The following is a 21049-nucleotide window of genomic DNA, read 5'->3' on the forward strand; positions in this document are numbered from 1 at the left end:
GAGGAGAACCAAAGGCCTCCTTAGAACGTCAATTTATTAAGTACCAACGTAGTCATCCAGCTACCATAAGTAAGCAATGTGCGAAAATAAATCTAATTTCCGAAGCTCAAATGCCGTGTCTCAAGCCTTTGTGCCACCACTTAATGCACCTCCAATTTCCCAACGAGATGCCCCTAAATTCCATAGTCGCGAACACCGCAACCTTTCAGCTCGTGCATTTGAGTCAGGAGCATACGACTATCACAAAGCTCGCCCCTCTTACCCCACAGAGGCTCTTGACCTGTTAGAGTCTTCTACCAGCGCGAAGCTTCTCGACGTAGGATGCGGTACGGGTAAACTCACCGAGCAACTTAAAGAACGCGGACATCACGTCTTAGCTCTGGATCCCAGCGAAGACATGGTACGAACTTTACAAAGCCATCTTGCGGTACCCGCATGGATCGCAACAGCAGAGAATACCTCTGTAAAAAGTGGCGCTTTTGATGCAATCACTTGCGCCCAGACATGGCATTGGCTTGATGCAGCCCTTGCGTCCCAGGAGTTCGATAGGATCACTGGCCCATTAGGTCAAATATTACTTATTTGGAATACTTTGGATGTATCTATCCCCTGGGTTCACCGACTATCCCGCATTATGCATTCTGGAGACACCCTCAAAGAAGGATTCACCCCTACTTTCTACGACCCTTGGTTTGTCAAAAAAGAAGTTCGATTGAAATGGTCTCAACCCATGACCACCACATCTATCCATCTGCTTACACATACTCGCTCATATTGGCTCAGATCTTCAGAAAAAACTCGAGAAAAAGTTACATCTAATCTTTCCTGGTACCTCAATGAACACCTTGGTTTTTCAGATACAGATCTAATAGAGCTTCCGTACCGGTGCGATGCTTTTTTATTGTCCAAAGCGTAGATAGCAAACAGATTTTTTAATATACAAAAGCTCAGCGCCACGTTCTTCATTGTGTGGCGCTGAGCTTTGCTTTAGGCACTTCGGTTTAGACTTTTAAAGCAAGATTTGGGCCAAGAGAGTACCAATTATGCAGGAAGTGATCACGCAGATAAATCCTGGAATGATAAACGAATGATTAATCACGAATTTACCGATACGCGTGGTACCTGTCTTATCAAATCCAATACACGCTAGGTCCGATGGATAGGTTGGCAGGATAAAGTAACCATAAGCAGCGCCGATAAAACCGATAACAGTTTCCGGGCTCACGCCTAGCTTCAAACCAAGCGGAACAATGGCCACAATTGCTGCGCCTTGAGAATTCACCAGTTTAGAAACAATAAGCAGGACGACCGCGTATGCCCATGCATGGTTTTGCACAACACCACTAAGCCCCTCAACAAGCTTATCCAGGTGTGCCTGGAAGAAGGTGTCAGCCATCCAAGCCACACCAAACACTGAGAAGACAGCAGTCATGCCAGCTTTGAACACAGTTGTCGAGGCAACTTTTCCAGCATCTGCCTTGCAGAACAACATGATGCAGGCACCAGCGACAAGCATAATCATCTGAATAACCAAATTCATTGACAATGCCTTCAAATCGCCATTCTTAGCTGGGAAGCTTGGACGTAACCATTCCGCGGCTCCAAGAATCACCACAAGAACGATCGCGGCTAGGAAAATGTATGTGGCTCGATAAGCACTCTTTTCAAATTTCTGCCCGATAAGCGAATGCGAATCCCCATAAACTGTCTCTTTGAAAGCTGGATCTTTGAGACGCTCCTGGAATTCCTCGTCTTTATCCAAGTCTTTACCACGACGTAAAGACCATAGAGCAGCAACGAGCACACCGCTCAACGACGCGGGTAGTGCGACTGCAAGGATCTGAGGAATAGAAAAAGCTGCGCCCGTCACTCCCGCGTTTTCCGCAAGAATTGACGCAAGAGACACCATAGCTACGGATACAGGCGAGGCGGTAATACCCATCTGTGCCGCTGTAGAGGAAACCGCCATGGGGCGTTCTGGACGAATGTTCGTTTTCACCGCGATGTCATCGATAATCGGGAACATCGTGTACACAACATGTCCCGTTCCACATAAAACGGTTAGAGTCCACGTGGTGATGGGCGCCAAGATCGTGATGCGCTCAGGATGTTTACGCAGGATCCGTTCAGCAAACTGCATCATCACATCAAGGCCTTTTGCCTGCTGCAACGTCGCCGCGCATCCAATCACAGCGATAATCGTCAACATGACCGATACCGGTGGATCTCCCGGTTTAAGACCAAAGAGGAATGTCAGGATAAGAAGACCGATACCGGAAATTAAACCTAACCCCATGCCGCCATATCGTGTTCCCAACACGAGGCAGGCGAGAATGAGGATTACTTGAATACTAGTGGCAAACCCCGACATCGGATCGAGGATTGTTGCGAGCATGGATGCCCCTTTCAGCGAAGAACAGACTAGTTTCTCTCCCCTAGGAAGACTCTCAGTCGTTGTCGAACCCAGCTTAAAGCGCATCCAAATACGTCACAAAATTAATATATAGAGACATATTTCACTGTCTCTCAATTTGGCAATACTCGTTTGACCATTGAGTTCTAGTTACAAAAAGTCCTGCAGGCACCAGCAAAAACATCTAGAGCATCCACATTTTTCAAGAAAAATAACTTTGTTATGCGATTTTTTAGCAAGAACGATTATGCAAAATCATTAACACGTTGCATTATAAGTACCCCCACCTTGAGGGGCTCAATTTTTACAGAATAAAAAGATGAGGTCATATCCTCTCAAGGAGAATATGACCTCATCTTGAACTACAGCAGCATTATTTTTGAGATCGTCTTTCACGCACCCTAACGGCGATTTTTACTGGAGTTCCTTCAAAGCCAAATGACTCTCGGAATTTACGTTCCAGATAACGGCGATAGCCGGCATCCAAGAATCCGGTTGTGAACAGCACAATCGTTGGAGGTTGGGTAGTTGCCTGAGTAGCAAACAAAACGCGAGGGACTCGCCCACCTTTCATTGGCGGAGGATTTTGTGCAATAGTTGCACGCAACCAGGTATTGAGTTGACCTGTGCTTACTCGTTTATCCCAGTTTTCAAGAGCCTCAAGCATATATGGCTCTAGCTTTTGCAAAGCACGACCAGTTTTCGCAGAAATATTAACGCGCTTTACCCATGGAATATGGGCCAGCTGCTGATCAATTTCTCGATCCAGCTCCCACCGGCGGTCTTCATCCATCAAGTCCCATTTGTTAAAGACAAGCACTAAGGCTTTGCCTGCCTCAAGGATCATGGCCAATACTCGTTGGTCCTGCTCGGATACTGGTTCAGAGGAGTCGATCATGAATACGCAGACCTCCGCAGCGTCAATGACACCGCGGGTACGCAATGACGCGTAGTATTCATGCCCCTGAGCGTTCTTGACTTTCTTGCGGAGACCAGCAGTATCAATAAACTTCCACAGTTTTTGGTCTAACTGCACCAGCGAGTCAACAGGATCAACAGTAGTTCCAGAGGCGTTGTCTACCACCGAACGATCTTCACCAGAAATCTTGTTGAGCAAGGAAGACTTGCCAACATTCGGTTTGCCCACCAAAGCAACACGACGGGGTCCCTCCACGATCGATGCCGATCTAGGCTCTTCTGGGAAAGCCGCCAGTACTTGTTCTAAGACATCAGCGCCACCACGACCATGCTGTGCAGAAACCGGCCAAGGATCCCCCAGGGCCAAAGCGTAAAACTCTGCCATGTCTGCATATTGGCTATCGGAATCAAACTTATTTGCTACGAGCAATACGGGAACCTCAGCGCGTTGAAGTTTACGAGCCATCACAGAATCGGTCTCAGTGATGCCAACTTTAGTATCCACTACCATGATGATGACATCGGCCGTAGCCATGGCTACTTCTGCTTGACGAGCAATCGCGCCATGGATCCCCTTTACATTGGGATCCCAACCGCCAGTATCCTGAACCCAAAATCGCTGTCCGCCCCAGTCCGCCAGATAAGAAACTCGGTCTCGGGTAACACCTGGGAAATCCTCAACAACTGCTTCTCTGCGCCCCAGGAAACGATTGACCAGAGAAGATTTTCCTACGTTTGGACGCCCTACAATCGCAACAGTGCAGAGGTTCTCGCGGGTAACACCTTCAGCATCAATGCCAAAGCTCCGCTCGAGCTCCTCCCAGTCCTCCTCCCCATAGTCTTCTCCAAAATCAGGCTCGGCGAACTCGGACTCATCAAAAACAAAGTTCTTTGATTCATCCGTTGAAAACTCAAAGTTGTAGTCGTTTTCATCAAAATCAGAAGCTGCATAGCCGCCGCCTGGGACCACTACGTCCTCTTCAGCGAAGACCCCCGCCGCATCCATCTCTCCATGCGGTGTGTGATAGACAAAGGTTGTCTCATCGTTGTCTTCTTGAGATATACGTTTATCACTCATTGGAGTTCCTTTCAGAAGAGCGTTTGATGAGCGCGATTATTGTTTCGATCACTTGTTCAAGGGACAGCTCAGAAGAGTCTACGATCACCGCGTCAGCGGCAGGTCGCAGAGGATCGACAGCACGAGTCGAGTCAATATGATCCCGCTTTTTCACGTCCTCTAAGACATCTTCATAATTCACCGTTCGGCCAGCCTCCCGGTCTTGTTCAAAACGCCGAGTGGCCCGGACCTCCGGGGAAGCAGTAAGAAAAATCTTGACAGGCGCATCAACTAAGACATTCGTTCCAATGTCACGTCCATCAAGAATGCAGCGTTGCGCGGCGGAAGCTAAACGACGCTGCAACGCAACCAAATTAGTACGAACTGCAGGATTGGCTGAAACCTCAGAAACGTTTCTGGTTACCTCAGCCCCACGAATCCCTGAAGCAACATCTTCACCATCAAGGATGACACTGCGCGAAGCAGGATCATCATTAATTGCCAAAGGAAGCTTTTCCGTTGCCTTTGCTACTGCTTCGCAATCACGTGGATCAATGTTCTGGCGTAAGACATGCAGCGTAGCCACACGATACATCGCGCCAGTATCTAAGTACTTAGCTCCAAGCTCAGCCGCAATTGCACGGCATACCGTTGATTTTCCGGCGCCCGATGGACCGTCGATAGCAACGATCAGTCCGTTTCCCGGCATATTAGAAAGCTGTTTGTTCATAGAAGTATTTACATCCCCACAGCTTTATAAAGACTTGCAAGCTCACTGCTATTAAGGGCACGGACTGCACCTGGCGTTTGTTCGCCCAACTGGATCGTATGAATCTTAGTGCGCACAAGCCTCTCCACAGGGAAACCAGCCGTCTTGAGCATTCTGCGGACAATATGCTTCCGCCCCTCATGCAGCTCAATACGAATAAGAGACTTGCCTTGGTGAGCATCCACGATCTGCACAAAATCAGCCTTTGCAGGACCATCATCCAATTCAATGCCATCACGGAGCTGCTTTATTAGACGTTTGTCAGCCTCACCCAGAACGGTGGCCAAATAAGTTTTAGTCACCTCATACTTGGGATGCATTAGACGGTTGGCCAGCTCACCATCATTGGTAAGAAGCAAAAGTCCCTCTGTGGCAGCATCAAGACGCCCCACGTGAAATAGACGTTGACCAGCAGCGATTCTTTCCCCCACAATATCGCCGACGCATGGCCGTCCCATATCGTCGCTCATAGTAGATTGCAGTCCGCGCGGCTTATTGAGCACAAAATACTGCATGTCTTCATTAACGTTGATACGAACACCATCAACCCTAATGATATCCGCGTGGGGATTTACACGAACTCCCTGCGTAAGAACGATTTTTCCGTTGACCTCGATGCGGCCAGCATCAATGAGTATCTCTGCGTGGCGTCGCGAAGCTACCCCAGCTTGTGCGAGTACTTTCTGCAGGCGAATGCCTTCTCCCGTTGGGCTTCCAAAATCACGTTGTTCAACGTTTTGGCGTTTAGCCGGACGCGCATTAGACAGAAGCATTTCTGAAGGACGTTCTTTCTTTTGCTTCTGTGGTCTAGCCTTTTTAGTGCTTTCCATCGGCTTATTGTTCCGACGGAAACCATAGGATTCTCGAGTATTCTCCCCAGCACGCGAACCCTCAGATCCACGAGTTCGGCCTCCACGTGCAGCGCGGTTACTGTTTTCTCGGTTGCTTGTTTCTGTACGCCTGGGGTTTTCACCACGCCTACCGCGGTTGTCTTCGCGGCCTCGGCGGGCTCTATCCGGTGTGCCATCTCGGCGAGCGGTTCGTGTCACGATACGTCCTATCGTTAGAAATTGTATGCGGTTATAAAGCACTGGCCACCTTAGCCGAATAACTCGATACTAGCTAATTGTGGCTTAGAGACCGAAGTGCTAAAGAAGCTCATCGATGCTATCCATATCGGGCAAAAGAGGAGCTAATTCCGGAAGATGCTCAAGGGAATCAATACCTAGGAGTTCTAGAAAAAGCTCAGTCGTCTCATAATGGTGGGCATTTCCGGCTTCCGTAGTACCTCCCATGTCGACTTCTCTAATGAGCCCGCGTAATTGTAGGGTTCGCATTACGCCATCTACGTTAACGCCTCGTACCGCAGATACTTGAGCGCGCGTCGCAGGTTGTCGATAAGCGATAACCGCCAGCGTTTCTAGCGCAGCCCGTGAAAGCCGAGACTGGGTGCCATCCAATAAAAACTTCTCTACCGCTTCTGCGTTTTCCCGAGCTGAATATAATCGCCATCCTTCTTCGGACTCACGCAATTCTATTCCGCTACCTCTGTGCTGAAACTCTGCGGAGATTTCTTGAATGCTTTGTTCAACTACTCCAGCATCAACATTGAGTGCTCTCGACAGGGCCATTACGCTAACAGGAGAATCAACAACTAAAAGAATAGATTCGATCTGAGAACGCAGCTGGGGAATCAGCCCGAGCCCTGGGGGCGCTAAAGAATCAGACACAGCCTTGTCTGTTCCAGTATTCTCCGAATATTCGGCGCTCATATCTGCCTCTTTTTAGTTCAGTTGATGTTTCAATTAAGCCAATACCGCACTTGTGTGTTTCTCTTTGCTAAATGACCCATTACCAAATAATCCAGCGAAAGAAATCATACAAGTACGGGTTAAGCGTCTAGATATTCTGTTGCGAAAATTCCGACTTCAAATCCGGCAAATTAAGCGAAGAGACAACCTCCGCAAAAATTTCGGGAGACATTTTTCCGGAGTCTTCAGGAAGACACGCCCACAAAGGTACGCCCGTAACTACGCTCATCTCCTCGAGATTAAGACGGGTAGCTAAATCTGGTTGCGTTGGCAAGCTTCCACCGATAAGACCCGCAACATGCAAGCCACGACGCCGGGCTGCTTCAACAGTAAGCTCCGCTAGGTTGAGCGATCCCAGCCCAAGACTCGTGACTACAACGAGGGGAGCGCCTAACGCCACAGCAATGTCTGCCAGGGTGACCTCATCAGCAAGCCGGACCAATAATCCGCCGGCACCTTCCACAAGAACAAGGCGATCTGGCGAGTCAAGCTCCCTAATCTTTTTTACCAAGGCATCAAAATCTAGCTGTTGCATATTTGCCCTTTTAGCTGCAAGATTAGGAGCTAAAGGCTCTGGGTAACGCACAAACTCAATTCCGACTACACCGGTCAGTTTTTCCACGGTTGCAATGTCGCCGTTCCCAGCAGTTTCCCCCGTCTGTACTGGTTTAACGGGGATCGCTTCTAATCCCGACGAAGCTGCGTGCAGTGCGAGTGCTGCAGTCGCAATAGTCTTTCCCACGTCGGTATTTGTTCCAGTAATAGCTACGATGGGCATGATGCTCCAATCCTTTGAAAACTAACAGGCTTCTAAACACACAGACGACGTTGCTCAGCGCTAACCACTGCTGCGACAGCCTCGCAGATACTATCAATTTGTTCATCTGTAACTATAAAAGGAGGTATCGTATACACCAGGCGACCAAACGGCCTTAACCATACTCCTGCAGCCACTGCGGCTTCCGTAGCCAGCCTCATGTCCACAGGTTCTTTCATCTCCACCACCCCAATTGCGCCTAGTACTCGGACATCAGCGACCACCGGAGATTCGCTCAACGGTAAGAGTCCTTTTAAAAGCCTTTGCTCAATATTTGGAACCTGCCTCCGCCACTCTCCCCCAATAACCAATTCGAGTGCAGCAGACGCAACTGAACAAGCCAAAGGATTAGCTATAAAAGTTGGTCCATGCATCAAAGCTCCCCCACCATCTGGAGTATTAATTGCTGCGGCGATCTTTTCTGTTGTAATCGTTGCCGCCAAGGACATAAAACCTCCGGTAAGAGCCTTGCCAACACACAAGATATCCGGGGTGGCACCTGCGCCTGTAGTGGCAAATATTTCTCCAGTTCTACCAAAACCAGTAGCTATTTCATCAGCGATAAAAACGAGGTCATGCCTATCGCAAATATCGCGGATGCCCCGGATCAGAGAATCATCATGAAAGCGCATCCCCCCAGCGCCCTGTACTATAGGCTCAACGATAATCCCAGCTGTTGAACTATTTATATGTTCTTCTAAAAGAGCAAGGTATTGCTTAATATCGCTTCTCGACGCCCCACGCGCAGGAGGCGCTGGCGCAAAATCATTGGAGGCAACCCTATCTGCCCACATCGAGTGCATCCCTCCGTTTGGGTCGCACACGCTCATGGTTGCAAAAGTATCGCCGTGATAACCGCCCCGCCATGTGAGCAGGCGATGGCGCTCTGGATGACCGATGCCTCGCTGATATTGATAAGCCATCTTCATCGACACTTCTACGGCGACAGATCCCGAGTCTGAAAAAAAGACTTTTTCTAAACCGTTATCGGTGATGCTTATGAGCTTCCGAGCTAGTTCAATCGCTGGTGAATGCGTAAGACCGCCAAACATAACATGGCTCATTGTCTCAATCTGTTGATGCGCTGCTTCCTTTAGTTTTGGGTGACCGTGTCCAAATGCCGCTGCCCACCAGGAACTCATGGCGTCGATAAGCTTAGAATCATCGCTCAGCGTGAGATAAACGCCCTCTGCGGAGGTAACGAACTGTGGGGTTACGGGGGTAGGCATTGAACTATACGGATGCCAAATATGGTCCTGATCAAAGTGAATTTGCTGATCAAATGGATTCACAATCTCACGCTTCTCATCTATGTAGTTAGAGCTTCAAAACAAAAATTTATTTTTCTTTGCGTTTAACCCTTTTTTCCGAGCGTTACACGCCATAATGCATATTATGACTTATCTTGAACAACGTTCAACTGTGTATAAAAGTGAGTTTTGGCATCACCCCATCGCGGTTCGTTCAATTATCAGTATTGAAGCTTGGGAACGTTTCAGCTTTTATGGCATGCAGGCCATTCTTGGCTATTACTTGTACTACACAGCCACTAACGGCGGACTAGGGTTAGCAAAATCCGAGGCCACTGCGCTTATTGGAGCCTACGGGGCTCTTGTTTACCTCTGTACCTTTGCAGGGGGATGGATCGGCGACAGAGTTTTAGGCGCAGAAAAAACACTTTTCTTGGGTGCCTCGCTCCTAGTCATCGGACACCTAATACTGTCTTTAATCCACCCCATCCCGGGGCTAGCCACTGGCCTAACGCTCATAGCTTTGGGATCGGGCTTTTTAAAAACAGCAGCAATTACTGTTCTAGGAACCGTTTATAGAGAAGATTCCCACAGCGATGCGCATCGTGAAACTGGGTTTCAGTTCTTCTACTTAGGAATCCAAGTAGCAGCAGTAGCTGGACCATTGCTTACAGGCTGGTTAGCACTAACCTATTCCTTCCACGTTGGTTTTCTAGCCGCAGCTCTTCTCATGATTATCGGCATGGGCATTTATGCGTCGCTACGACGTCGCGCTTTAGAAGAGATGAGTGAAGAATCTAGAAAATGCGTGCAATCGCCAACGCACCCGATAAGCAAGAAGACATCACTTACGATCACGGCTCTTGGAATATCTGCTCTCGTCCTCGTAGTACTTGCCGTAGCCTTAGGTATCCTCACCGCAGCTTCATTGGCGCATTTTCTCCTTGGCATAACTATCACCGCAGCTGTTTTCCTTATGGTGACGATGTTCCGGTCTCCGCATACTACGCAGCAAGAACGGCATAGCATTCTTAATTACATCCCCATATTCTGTGCGTCTGTGGCTTTTTGGGCCATTATGAATCAGACTTATGGCGTTCTAGCTGTATACTCCGATGTCCGACTCAACCGAAGCATTGCTGGCTTTGAATTTCCTGCCGCATGGACTCAATCATTAAACCCGATCTTCGTTCTTACGCTTTCAATTCCCCTCGCTTACCTGTGGGCAAAACTCGGCTCTCGCGGCCCCACCGCTGCTACTAAAATCTCCATCGGAGTTATCGTCGGCGGTTCTGGCTTCCTAGTACTCATTCCTTTTGCAGGCGGCGGACCTAATTCCACACCACTCCTTGTGCTTGCGCTGAGCATTCTCATCACCGCGATAGGAGAATTATTCGCAGGCCCCATAGGAATGGCCGCAACGGCAAAACACGCACCAAATGCCTACCGCACTCAGTTTTCTGCGCTGTACTTCCTCACTATGTCTATAGGAACCGCACTTGCCGGAAGTATTTCTTCCTACTACGATTCCGAATCCGCTTCTGCTGAGAGAACCTATTTCCTTGTATGCGGAAGTTTGGCAATCTGCATCGGGGTATGCACATGGGGAGCTGCTCAAAAGCTGTCAAAAATTACATCATGATAGGACTTGGTGCAATATTTTACCTGGCTTGTTGTCCCCGAGAGCTCCCGTAATCACCAGTCTTTAGGAAGAAAAATCGTTGAGAGCGCTTGGGCAAACTGCTCAGGCGCCAACGAGCCAACACCGTCGTTGAGACTTCCTAGAAACGGCACCCCTGTTGCTCGAGATACTTCCACGAGAGTCAGACGCGTGCGCAAATCGGCTCCCGAAGGCAATTTTCCGCCCAACAGCCCAGCTACGCGAGCGCCACAAGCACGTGCAAAAGCCACCGCCTGCACAGCAAGTCCCACAGCGCCCGAGGCCATTCCAGAAACCACAATCATTGGGGCATTCAATTCTGCGGCAATATCTGCAATTGTTTTGCCGTTTAACAACGGGACGCTTAGCCCACCAGAGCCTTCAAGAACCACCGTAACCCCGGAATCAGAAAGCTCCCGAACCTTCGCTAGCGGATCCTCTTCAGTAGAAAAATCTTTTCCACGAATGCCTGTCAGTTTTTCGATCGTGCCGATGTCTGCTCCTGCGACCGAAGTTCCTAAGCGCGCGACCTTAACAGGAACAACATTCCTCCCCTTCTCTCGAAGAACCTGAACGATCGCTGCCGTCGCAGTGGTTTTGCCCACGCCTGTAGCCAACCCAGATACCACAACTACGCTCACAAGTTTCACCCCTCTCACCGACACTAATAAGCAAATTCTCCTTCCCCGATAGTAATCCTTTCTAAGAAACTAGCCATCACTACCCCTTCGCAGGAACGCTTGTCTTTAGACAAAACCATAAAATTAGTTTGTTTCTAAGCCGTTACTCCCAGTTAGTTGATGCAACTACCGCTGGATCTACATCAAGTCCGGTCCACGATACGGACAACTCGGACAAAGATTCCTCTTGTAAAACACTCACTGCTTGAGCTTTATAGAGTTCTAAAAGAGCTAGGAATCTTCCCACGATATGCATCGAAACCGTACAATCTCGCGTTAGATCAAAGAAAGAAACCCATTCGTCTTTGCCTGCTGAGCGCAACGTTTCCAGGATTTTTCCTGCTTGTTCAGGCACAGAGACTGACACTTGATGGATGTGATCTGTAGCAACAGTATCCGGTGGTTTAGGTCTAAAAACGCTAGCCGCAAGCTGGCCAAAGGTATCAGGGGTGTGCCCAAGAACCACTGGTGGCAGCAAACTAGCAAATTGCTCTTCCATAGCTACTGCTCGCGGAAACCTACGACGTGCATCTCGCTGCCATGACGCAAAGATATCAGCTACTTGCTTATACGCCTGATACTGCAATAACCGGGCAAAAAGAAGGTCGCGAGATTCCAATAAGGCTAAGTCTTCTTCGCTCTCTACTTCGCCCCTAGGCAACAGGCGAGCAGTCTTAAGGTCCAATAACGTTGCCGCGACCACCAAAAATTCGGTTACCTCATCAAGCTCAGAATATTCTCCGAGTTGGCGAGTATACGCAACAAATTCATCCGTAACTTTAGATAGAGCAACATCAGTCACATCCATCTTTTTAGCGCTGATCAACTGAAGAAGCAGATCGAAAGGACCTTCGAAATTGTTGAGGACAATCCTAAAACCAGTAATTTCTGGTTGATTATCCGGAATACGCGATACCGCCACGTTTTATCTTGTGCGCTCGATGACTTCACGCGCAAGCTGTCGGTACTGATGGGCTCCTTGTGAACTCGGAGCCCAAGTAATGATCGGTTCACCGGCCACTGAGGTCTCCGGGAATCGGACTGTTCGAGTAATCACGGTATCAAACACACGATCATCGAAGACTTCCACGACCCTTGACATCACCTCGCGGGCATGTGTGGTGCGTCGATCAAACATCGTGACCAAAATGCCCACAATGTCAAGATTAAAATTAAGACGATCGCGTACTTTTTCCACAGTGTCTGTAAGCAAAGCAAGCCCACGCAGCGAGAAATACTCGCATTCCATAGGAATGATCACGCCATGAGAACACGTCAAAGCATTAACTGTCAAAAGCCCCAACGATGGTTGACAATCCAAAATAATGTAGTCATATTCCTTCATCACCGGACGTAAAGCGCGAGCTAGCGTCTGTTCCCGACCTACCTCGTTAACAAGTTGAATTTCTGCCGCTGACAGATCAATATTCGCCGGTACCAAGTCAAGACCAGGGATCGATGTGTGATGGATCGCTTGGTGAATCGAAGTATGAGTGTCCACGAGGAGGTTGTAAACCGTAATGTCCAGCTCCTCATACGGAATGCTCAAACCTGCAGATAAGGCCCCCTGCGGATCAAGGTCTACGAGCAAAACTTTTCGACCTAGCTCAGCTAAGCACGCACCCAAGTTGATGGTAGAAGTAGTTTTACCTACTCCGCCCTTTTGATTACACATGGAAATAATCTTGGCTGGTCCATGTTTTTCCAAAGGCGCAGGGTCAGGAAACTCTTGGAGCGGACGCCCAGTGAGTCCCATTTTCGAGTCTGGTGTATCGAACAGTCCCGAATCACTCATGTCTATTCCACTTCCTTGACAGTCGACGACTCTTACTTCCCGTTCACCCCACCATGCACCCCAATATCAATCGGGTCTTGTTCATCCTCGGCGAGACTACAACCTAAATTACACTGTTGATATTAATCGTCTGAAGAGGAATCCTTTGTAACCCCGGCAAGACGCGCCGAACAGCAGGCGATTACTTCAAAAATTCAAGTCAAAACACTTGACTAGAATAGGCGTTTAAGCCCGCGGATGAGACTGTGACCATACAATTCGCAGATTATCTGCCGTAATATGCGTATAAATCTGTGTGGTAGTAACGGATGAATGTCCCAAAAGTTCTTGTACAACGCGAACATCGGCTCCACCTTCAAGTAGGTGCGATGCATAACTATGGCGCAAAGTGTGCGGCGAAATATCTTTTTGCACGCCTGCTCTACGCGCAGAACTTTTAAGAATTTGCCATGCACTTTGCCGTGATAGCGCTCCACCGCGTTTATTTAAAAAAAGCGCATGACTTTTCCCCTTTGTTAGCTGTGGCCGCGCCCGTACAAGGTAGCGTCGTAACGCTTTCTGCGCCATCGAGCCGACAGGAACAATGCGATGTTTATCTCCTTTTCCCACAATCCGCAACATGCCTTCTGTTTCTTCCAGCACTGTCACCTCATCCACTGTGAGATTCATAATTTCTGATATCCGAGCACCCGTGCCGTAGAGGAGTTCAATCAAAGCTGCATCGCGTAAGTCCTCGGGAGTGGCTATATTGTCCGTAGGAATCGCACTGATAAGTTCCTCTACCTCTGTAACCGACAGAGTGTCTGGTAGATGTCGCCCCGTGGATGGCGGAGAGACTTCCCCAGCTACGTCAACAGATATCAGACCCTCCATCATTGCAAATTTATGGAGTCCCCGCGCAACCACAAGTGCACGGCCTGCCGAGGAGGCCGCCAAAGGCTGCTTGCCTGTGTCGGGATCCCCGCGCCGTAGATCAAGAACATAGGATTCAACATCACGAGAGGTCAAGATGCCTAAATCATCAATGCCGCGGCTCTCAATCCAATCAAGATACCTTTGCACATCGCGTCGATAGTTACTAAGGGTATTAGCGCTGACGCCGCGCTCTATGGCTAAATGCGTTAACCAACGATCGGCGGCTATTTTCGGGGATGTCATAAAGAAGTTTTCAGGTCACGATTTTTCCCAGCGTTTTTCCTCCGGTTAGCTAACCGGACAGGCCGAAGCACGAATGGCTGGTCTGCTTCTCGGAGAGTCCGAGGACGCATACGATGCGCCTGCAACCCTAAAATCCCAGATATTGCAATGGAATTAACAATTTCTCCAGAAAAAATCATATCCACTGCCTCTGTAAGTGGTATCCACTCCAGGGTCATATCAGCTTCTTCATCTTGAGCTTCAGGTTGCTCCACGTGAGATAAACCGTGAGCAAGATACACACGAACTGCCTCATCACAAAACCCAGGGCTTGTAACTAGATCAACTAATATTTCCCAGTTAGCCGCAGCAAGACCGGCTTCTTCCTCCAGCTCACGCTGCGCTGCTCTTAGAGGTGACTCATCTGCAATATCGAGCAAGCCGGCAGGAAGCTCCCACAGATGTTGCCCAACGCTATGACGATATTGTTTTATCATCGCGATTTTTTCATCTTGAACGGCAGCAACTGCGACTGCTCCAAAATGCTCAACAATTTCACGATATGCGTTGGAGTTATTCGGCATAGTGACAGAATCGCGACGAACCGCCAAAATCGGAGCATCTATAAGCAACTCAGAGCTTGTAACAGTAAAATGATGAGCCATAGTACTCAACTTTAATAGCATTCGCGCATATCAATAAGCTTACTAATACGCGCGACACAATACTTATTGTTTATCCTCACTCGGAGCCGGCGCCGTAGCATCGGCGTTTCCTGCAGCGCCATAGGCCCCAGCGCCACCTGAAAGCTGTTCTTTAAGAGCTAAGATGGTGGCAATTCTTCCCCAGGAACGGTCAATAGAGTCCACTGAAGAAACTTGAGAAGCCGCCTTCTTATTAGCGCGTAATTTCCCTATTGCTCCACTATCGGCCGCCATATGAATCCGGCCGGCAAGTACAACACCAGAACCACGCGCATCAAGAGCTTCCACAAAAGATACTTGGTTTTTTACCACAAAATCTGCTCCGGCACCGTCGCTATCTCCGCCCAGAACCACAACAGCTTGAGCTGGCAAAATCGTTCCTTCTTCATAAGAAAGATATCCGCCCTCCCGCAGAGCGTTAAGGACTAGATTTCGCTCATCACGAGTCGCCTGTTCTTTGGCATCTTGCGGATTAAGCGTTAAGGCGCTCCCCAACACCTCACCGGCATGCGTCCCCGGATCAAGTTTATCTGTGGATAATTGGGCACCAGCTGGCAAAACCGTAGAAACGATGTTTTTTAACCCGTCTGCTCCATCCTGAGTAAAAAATTTTTCACTCAACGAGATCGTTCCTGAGTTAATCGCTCCAGCTCTCTTAAGATCCTCTCCCAGGGCTTTTGCGTCCTCATCTGAGGAACCAGCCATCCTAATCAGGAGAATAGGTCGTTCCTTAAGAGAACCAGGTAAGACCGACGCAGCGAGTGTGTCCACAAAGTGGTCTGCGCTGCTTGCTTGTGCTGCCTGGATATCTGCACGTTCGCGAGCCTCGTTGCGCTCTTTTTCCAGAGTAAATCTTTGTTGGCCGCTCCCGCCAGACAGGTTCGGAGATAAAACATAGGTGCCCAAGCCGAGTCCTATGGCCAAGCCGAAGGCAAGACCTGCGGTAACTGCCGCCGAATGACCAGATTTCCGTGCCATATTCCGCTTTCCTCCTAGGAGCTATTTGAACAACCCTTGGAAGGCCAAGGCAATGTTATTCCACGTATCAATGAGGTTTTGCGTAAAACTTCCATCGCCGGCTGTGCCTGCGATTACAACAACTGCCGCAATAGCCACTAAAACCCCGAGTATCGCCCACAGCCAAGCAATGCTTCCGCCAGAGCGGACCGTGTAAAGCTTCTCAATGGCCTCAGAGTCTACGAGCCTCGCACCAATTTTTACTCTTGTAAGGAGTGCAGCTGGCGTAGCATAGGTCCGCTCAGAGAAGATCGATTCCAAATCAAAGTGAGCCCCACAGCTAACAATCAAGTCTGCACCGTGGAAATCAGCAAGCAAAAGCGCCAGGTCGGTAGCAGTATCTACCGACGTTGGGAAAGTCATCGCACCGATGCCTAAATCTTGGATGCGCTCCAGCCCTAAGGCATGTCCGTCCGGCTCCGCAGGCAATATGACGCGCGCGCCACTTCTTAGCGCTTCCGCTCCCACGCCCGAAGGGTCACCAACTATATAATCAGGCTTATATCCAAGTTCCACGAGTGTATCTGCGGCAGAATCCACGCCAATCAATACTGGCTCATACTCACGGATAAAATTACGTAGATTTTTGACCTGCCCACGGTGCTGCGGACCAGGACTTACCACAAGGACTTTCTTTCCCCTCAGATTCGCCCCAGTGTCTGGTACACCTAGGCCATCAATAAGGAGTGGAGCCTCAGCATGAATAAATTGGATGGTGTTGCCAAAATATGCTTCCATCCGTTCTACAAGTGACTGCTGCGCGTCAACAAACTGTGCTTCTGCACGCACTGTATCAAGAACAGAACCTGAGGCAATAAGCTTCTCGCCATAAAAAAGTTGGCCATCTTGCGTTAGTCGAGCTTTCTTGCCGTCTTTAAGAGTCGTCCAAATGTCCACACCGACGCCTTCAACAAGAAGGATCCCCGCATCAAGCAGCATCTGCGGACCAAAGTTCGGAATAACGCCGGTGGAAAACTGCCCAGTGTTCACAACAGCTGCAGGTTTCGCTTCTATCAGTTCTTGGGCCAGAGGCCGAGAAATATCGGGGGCATCAATAACTGCGATATCCCCTTTGCTCAGACGTCTAAAGCCTTTTCCTCGCGACGAGCAGTCGCGTGTCACTGCATGAAGGCCTGGAAGGTCAGCGGATCGAGAGAACAGACTCATGGGTTGCATTGTCCAATGAAAACTTCTTAACCCGGTGAGGCGCGCGGAAGATTATCAAAGAATAAAGGAAGAAATATGACTTTTCTTCAATTTATCCCTTTTCAGCTCTCCACTCCAGGATCTCTGACCTAGCTTTATTTAATAATTCCGCCGCATGAGCCCGGCCGCTTTCTGTGTTTTCAAGGCCGGCGAGCATACGGGAAAGTTCTTCAACACGCCGATCATCGCTAAGATTTTCAACTCCCGAAGCAACAGAAACATCACCTACATTTTTAGCTACATGCAGGTGCGTATCAGCGTATGCAGCTACTTGAGCCAGATGCGTTACAACAATAACCTGGTTCCATTGAGCAAGCTTTGCTAACCTACGGCCAATCTCTACTGCGGCACGGCCCCCCACTCCCGCATCAACCTCATCAAAAACAAGCGTTGTTCCTCGAGCACCCGCAGAAAGAATCACCTCCAGCGCCAACATCACGCGGGACAATTCTCCGCCAGATGCAGAAGACGCAAGTGGTCGTGGATCCGTTTGAGAATTCGGAGCTAGCCGAAATTCAATCGAGTCGGTACCGTACATACTAAGGCCAGTATGTTGAATATCAACCGAGAAAATAGCCTTAGGCATGGATAGCCCTTGTATTTCTTCTGTGACTTTAAGACTCAGTTTTTTAGCTGCTTTAGATCTAGCTTGAGATAACTTTTTATTAGCAGCATCTAGCTTCTTAGCAGCGCGAGAAACTGAACGTTTAAGTTCTTCCAGCGCTTCCGGAGATACATCAATAGACTCCAGTTTTTCTTCAGCTTTCATGCGCCACCGCAGCACGCCTTCAATGTCCGGAGCATATTTACGGGTCAAGGCCTTCAATGCTTGTTGACGCTGAAGAGATTGCTCTAATTGGTCTGCATCCATAGGCAGCTCGCTCAAGTATTTTCCCAATTCTCCCGACAGCTCCGCAAGGATTGTAGTGACTTGGTCTAGTTGCTCAGCGATCCCTCTTAATACTGGATCTGAGCTATTTTGCACTGCAGAAAAAGCTTGTCCCACTAAATCAGAGGCGGCAACGGCGTCACTGCCCTCATACCCACCGAACTCGCTGAGAGCCTCCGCTCCGTCGATAGCCCCCAATGCCGTAGCGGCTTGTTCTCTAAGCTCATCTACGTCTTGCAATCTACGAATGAGGGATTGGATCGCAGCGTCTTCCCCAGGCTGCGGATCAATATCAGAAATCTCCTTGATGGCAAACTCTAGTCGATCTACCTCTTGAGCGAGTTCCATTCTTGATTTAAGACGGCCTTGATAGTCCCTATCAAGCTTCCTCCAGTTTTTAAAAGCATGGGCACATTCTTCCGCCAAAGGAGCTATAGCTGGATCAAACCGATCTAAAGCGTCCCGTTGCCGATCCGAGTTTAAAAGTCTTAATTGATCGTTTTGTCCATGAATCGTAAGTAGTTCGGCAGAAAAATCCGAAAGACTAGCAGCGGGGACAGCTCGTCCGCCTAAATACGCTTTAGAGCGCCCTTGAGCGCTCACGGTACGCGACGCAATAACCTCCCCATTTTCATCTAGAATCCCTCCTACTGAATCGACAATCTCACGTCCATGCTCCGCGATAGTTCCGCTGACGCCATCCAGGACAAAACGTCCCTCCACTGCGGCACGATCCGCCCCCGAACGTACACGTTGCGCATCAGCCCGACCGCCCGTGAGCAACCTTAAACCGGTTACAACCATTGTTTTACCCGCACCGGTCTCGCCTGTAAGGACAGTCAGTCCACCGCTCAGCTCAAGTGAAGCGTGAGGTATCGCACCGAGGTTTTCAATGGCAATGTCTGCAAGCATGTTCACATACTACATCAAACACCCCAGTCTGTGCGAACACTCGTTCTATTAAAGGAGGTTATTTTTAGGAATCAGGGCAATTTTTTTCCAGTAATCGAACATTTGATGGACCGCGCCACCCCTCAACAGGAAGTCGAAGCTTAGACACCAACCGGTCTGCGAAAGGCAGGTTATCTAGTCTCACCCATTTAACAGAGCGCTGCCCTTTGCGGGCCTCAGTTCGTGCGCCCGGTGGTACTGCGATTGAACGAAATCCGTCCATTACTGCCATCGCGGGGAAAGAATGGGGCTTAGATTCCACGGCAACCAAAGAGTGTGGGCTAACAACCAAGGGCTTAGTAAAGAGCGCATGCGCATTATTGGGTACCACTACGATTGCATCAAGTTCAGGCCATAAAACAGGACCACCAGCAGAAAAAGCATAAGCAGTAGAACCTGTTGGAGTGGATATGATCACACCGTCGCAGCCAAAAGAGCTTACGGGACGCTCATCCACTTCTAGCGTTGCATCGAGCACGCCGCGCCTGTTGGTGTTCTCAATGCTTACCTCATTCAGTGCCCATCCTCTCTCTAAAAGTTTTCCTTCTTGATCGCGTACTTCAATATCCAATGTCATTCGTTCTTCAACGCGGTAGTCTCCTCGCATAACACGATGTACGGCCTCATCAAGAGAGTCCTTCTCCCATTCAGCCAAAAAACCTACGTGTCCAAGATTGATTCCGAGAACTGGAAGGTCGGCCGCGTGCGCGAGATCGGCCGCCCGTAAGAATGTCCCATCTCCGCCTAAAACCAAAATAAGTTCTACGCCGCTTGTCGCCTCTAAGGAATGCGTCACCCTTTCGAATTGGCTCAACACTGGATGGCTAGCTACCGTAGTGTCCGCCTCAGGCACCAAAATACGAACCGCGATCTCAGCATCGTGAAGGAGTTCAGCGGCAAGAGCTGCAGTGGCCACGTTAGAATCGCGGCCGGTATGAGGGACGAGCAAAATAAGCCGTTTATCAGAACTATTCAACACGTTCATTGCGGTCCTTCCATAACAGCCTTATGGATCATTGAACGCAGCGTATCTGAATCCGCAGCCGTTTTACCGCCGTCTTTTTTTAGCCATAAGAAAAATTCGACGTTCCCGGAAGGACCTGGCAACGGAGATGCCACCGCATCTAACAAGCTCAGCCCCAGACTTTGTGCAAACTCAGCGACCTCCACCGTTACGTCTTCTCGCAGCTGTGGATCACGCACCACACCACCGCTTCCAAGGCGTTGCTTACCTACCTCAAACTGAGGTTTGACCATGGGAAGTAAATCTGCGCCATCGGCAAGACAAGCCACGATAGCCGGCAATGTGAGCTTCAAAGAGATAAAAGAAAGATCTCCGACCATCAAATCACATGGGCCTTGGATGGCTTCTATGTCTAAGTTTCGTATATTCGTCCGGTCTAAAACAAGCACTCGATCATCATTTTGCAAACGCCATATGAGCTGACCGTATCCAACGTCTACGGCTACAACTTGAGAGGCTTTACGACGCAAAAGCACATCGGTGAAACCGCCCGTTGATGCCCCTGCATCCAAAGCTTTCTTGTTTTCAACAGTCAAGCCTTTGGGTTGAAAAGCATCAAGAGCTCCGAGCAGCTTATGTGCTCCACGGGACGCCCAATCGTCGATAGCTGATTGCTCAACCCGTATCGAGACTTCTGGTTCCACTTGCGTCGCTGGCTTAGTGGCCAAGATCCCCTGGACATACACTTGTCCGCTACGGATCATCTCCACAGCATGCTCACGCGAACGCGCAATTTTACGATGCACCAGCTCAGCATCAAGGCGTTTTCGAGAAGCCACTTACAGTCAAACCTTCCTACGGTAAAAATTACTGAAGCGCACTGTGAAGGACTTCATGCGCACGAGCTAAAAGTTCAGATTCGGTTGCGAGGTCGTTCGGGACCTCCGATAATATTTTCTCTAATTCGCTCCTGACCTCATCCGGGCTTATCTTTTGAGCACGAGGATCATG

General features: G+C 49.2%; 19 protein-coding genes. 2 read left to right on the plus strand and 17 right to left on the minus strand.

The genetic code is table 11. From position 1 onward, the window contains the following. The first annotated feature begins 76 nt into the window (after positions 1-76). Positions 77-916, plus strand: a complete 840-nt coding sequence (locus CpATCC19410_RS08280) for a class I SAM-dependent methyltransferase (protein ID WP_013241840.1) — start codon at positions 77-79, stop codon at positions 914-916. Between the two features lie 93 nt (positions 917-1009). Here CpATCC19410_RS08280 and CpATCC19410_RS08285 read toward each other — a convergent pair whose 3' ends face one another. The 7 genes from CpATCC19410_RS08285 to CpATCC19410_RS08315 form a co-directional block, all read right to left on the minus strand. Next, entirely contained in the window at positions 1010-2395 is a 1386-nt protein-coding gene (locus tag CpATCC19410_RS08285) for an anaerobic C4-dicarboxylate transporter (protein ID WP_013241839.1), read from the minus strand. A 391-nt stretch (positions 2396-2786) separates the two neighbouring features. Continuing rightward, positions 2787-4409 (minus strand): ribosome biogenesis GTPase Der, encoded by a 1623-nt coding sequence (der, locus tag CpATCC19410_RS08290; RefSeq protein WP_014522401.1) that lies wholly within the window; start codon positions 4407-4409, stop codon positions 2787-2789. Continuing rightward, a complete protein-coding gene (cmk, locus tag CpATCC19410_RS08295) occupies positions 4402-5118 on the minus strand; it encodes a (d)CMP kinase (protein WP_013241837.1) in 717 nt (238 codons plus the stop codon). Before cmk ends, der begins: the two co-directional genes overlap by 8 nt. Positions 5119-5126: 8 nt before the next feature. After that, positions 5127-5987, minus strand: a complete 861-nt coding sequence (locus CpATCC19410_RS08300) for a pseudouridine synthase (RefSeq protein WP_014300668.1) — start codon at positions 5985-5987, stop codon at positions 5127-5129. Positions 5988-6305: 318 nt separating this feature from the next. Next, positions 6306-6929 carry an SMC-Scp complex subunit ScpB gene (gene scpB / locus CpATCC19410_RS08305; protein ID WP_013241835.1) on the minus strand — a complete coding sequence of 208 codons (624 nt, stop codon included), beginning with the start codon at positions 6927-6929 and terminating at the stop codon, positions 6306-6308. 127 nt (positions 6930-7056) lie between these two features. Beyond that, positions 7057-7746 (minus strand): dethiobiotin synthase, encoded by a 690-nt coding sequence (gene bioD / locus CpATCC19410_RS08310; protein WP_013241834.1) that lies wholly within the window; start codon positions 7744-7746, stop codon positions 7057-7059. 32 nt (positions 7747-7778) lie between these two features. After that, positions 7779-9077 (minus strand): adenosylmethionine--8-amino-7-oxononanoate transaminase, encoded by a 1299-nt coding sequence (locus tag CpATCC19410_RS08315; protein ID WP_013241833.1) that lies wholly within the window; start codon positions 9075-9077, stop codon positions 7779-7781. A gap of 94 nt (positions 9078-9171) precedes the next feature. On the opposite strand from CpATCC19410_RS08315, the gene CpATCC19410_RS08320 reads away from it, so the two are divergent. Next, positions 9172-10677, plus strand: a complete 1506-nt coding sequence (locus CpATCC19410_RS08320; protein WP_014401157.1) for a peptide MFS transporter — start codon at positions 9172-9174, stop codon at positions 10675-10677. Between the two features lie 53 nt (positions 10678-10730). Here CpATCC19410_RS08320 and bioD (CpATCC19410_RS08325) read toward each other — a convergent pair whose 3' ends face one another. The 10 genes from bioD (CpATCC19410_RS08325) to CpATCC19410_RS08370 all read right to left on the minus strand — a co-directional run bounded on the left by bioD (CpATCC19410_RS08325) (position 10731) and on the right by CpATCC19410_RS08370 (position 20877). Then, a complete protein-coding gene (gene bioD / locus CpATCC19410_RS08325) occupies positions 10731-11336 on the minus strand; it encodes an ATP-dependent dethiobiotin synthetase BioD (RefSeq protein WP_013241831.1) in 606 nt (201 codons plus the stop codon). A gap of 142 nt (positions 11337-11478) precedes the next feature. Continuing rightward, complete coding sequence (locus CpATCC19410_RS08330; protein WP_013241829.1) at positions 11479-12297, minus strand: segregation and condensation protein A; 819 nt, start codon at positions 12295-12297, stop codon at positions 11479-11481. 3 nt (positions 12298-12300) lie between these two features. Then, positions 12301-13170 (minus strand): ParA family protein, encoded by an 870-nt coding sequence (locus tag CpATCC19410_RS08335; protein ID WP_013241828.1) that lies wholly within the window; start codon positions 13168-13170, stop codon positions 12301-12303. A gap of 225 nt (positions 13171-13395) precedes the next feature. Continuing rightward, a complete protein-coding gene (locus CpATCC19410_RS08340) occupies positions 13396-14328 on the minus strand; it encodes a site-specific tyrosine recombinase XerD (protein WP_013241827.1) in 933 nt (310 codons plus the stop codon). Then, positions 14325-14993, minus strand: a complete 669-nt coding sequence (locus CpATCC19410_RS08345) for an NUDIX domain-containing protein (protein WP_013241826.1) — start codon at positions 14991-14993, stop codon at positions 14325-14327. The genes CpATCC19410_RS08340 and CpATCC19410_RS08345 overlap by 4 nt, the downstream gene beginning before the upstream one ends. Before the next feature lie 42 nt (positions 14994-15035). After that, entirely contained in the window at positions 15036-15989 is a 954-nt protein-coding gene (locus CpATCC19410_RS08350) for a copper transporter (RefSeq protein WP_014401156.1), read from the minus strand. A 21-nt stretch (positions 15990-16010) separates the two neighbouring features. Further along, positions 16011-17204, minus strand: coding sequence for a putative cytokinetic ring protein SteA (gene steA, locus CpATCC19410_RS08355; protein WP_013241824.1), 1194 nt, complete (start codon positions 17202-17204; stop codon positions 16011-16013). An 82-nt stretch (positions 17205-17286) separates the two neighbouring features. Continuing rightward, positions 17287-19035 carry a DNA repair protein RecN gene (recN, locus tag CpATCC19410_RS08360; protein WP_013241823.1) on the minus strand — a complete coding sequence of 583 codons (1749 nt, stop codon included), beginning with the start codon at positions 19033-19035 and terminating at the stop codon, positions 17287-17289. Between the two features lie 64 nt (positions 19036-19099). After that, entirely contained in the window at positions 19100-20059 is a 960-nt protein-coding gene (locus CpATCC19410_RS08365) for an NAD kinase (RefSeq protein WP_013241822.1), read from the minus strand. Then, entirely contained in the window at positions 20056-20877 is an 822-nt protein-coding gene (locus CpATCC19410_RS08370) for a TlyA family RNA methyltransferase (protein WP_013241821.1), read from the minus strand. The genes CpATCC19410_RS08365 and CpATCC19410_RS08370 overlap by 4 nt, the downstream gene beginning before the upstream one ends. Between the last annotated feature and the right edge of the window lie 172 nt (positions 20878-21049).

This window comes from Corynebacterium pseudotuberculosis, assembly GCF_002155265.1.
Taxonomy (GTDB): domain Bacteria; phylum Actinomycetota; class Actinomycetes; order Mycobacteriales; family Mycobacteriaceae; genus Corynebacterium; species Corynebacterium pseudotuberculosis.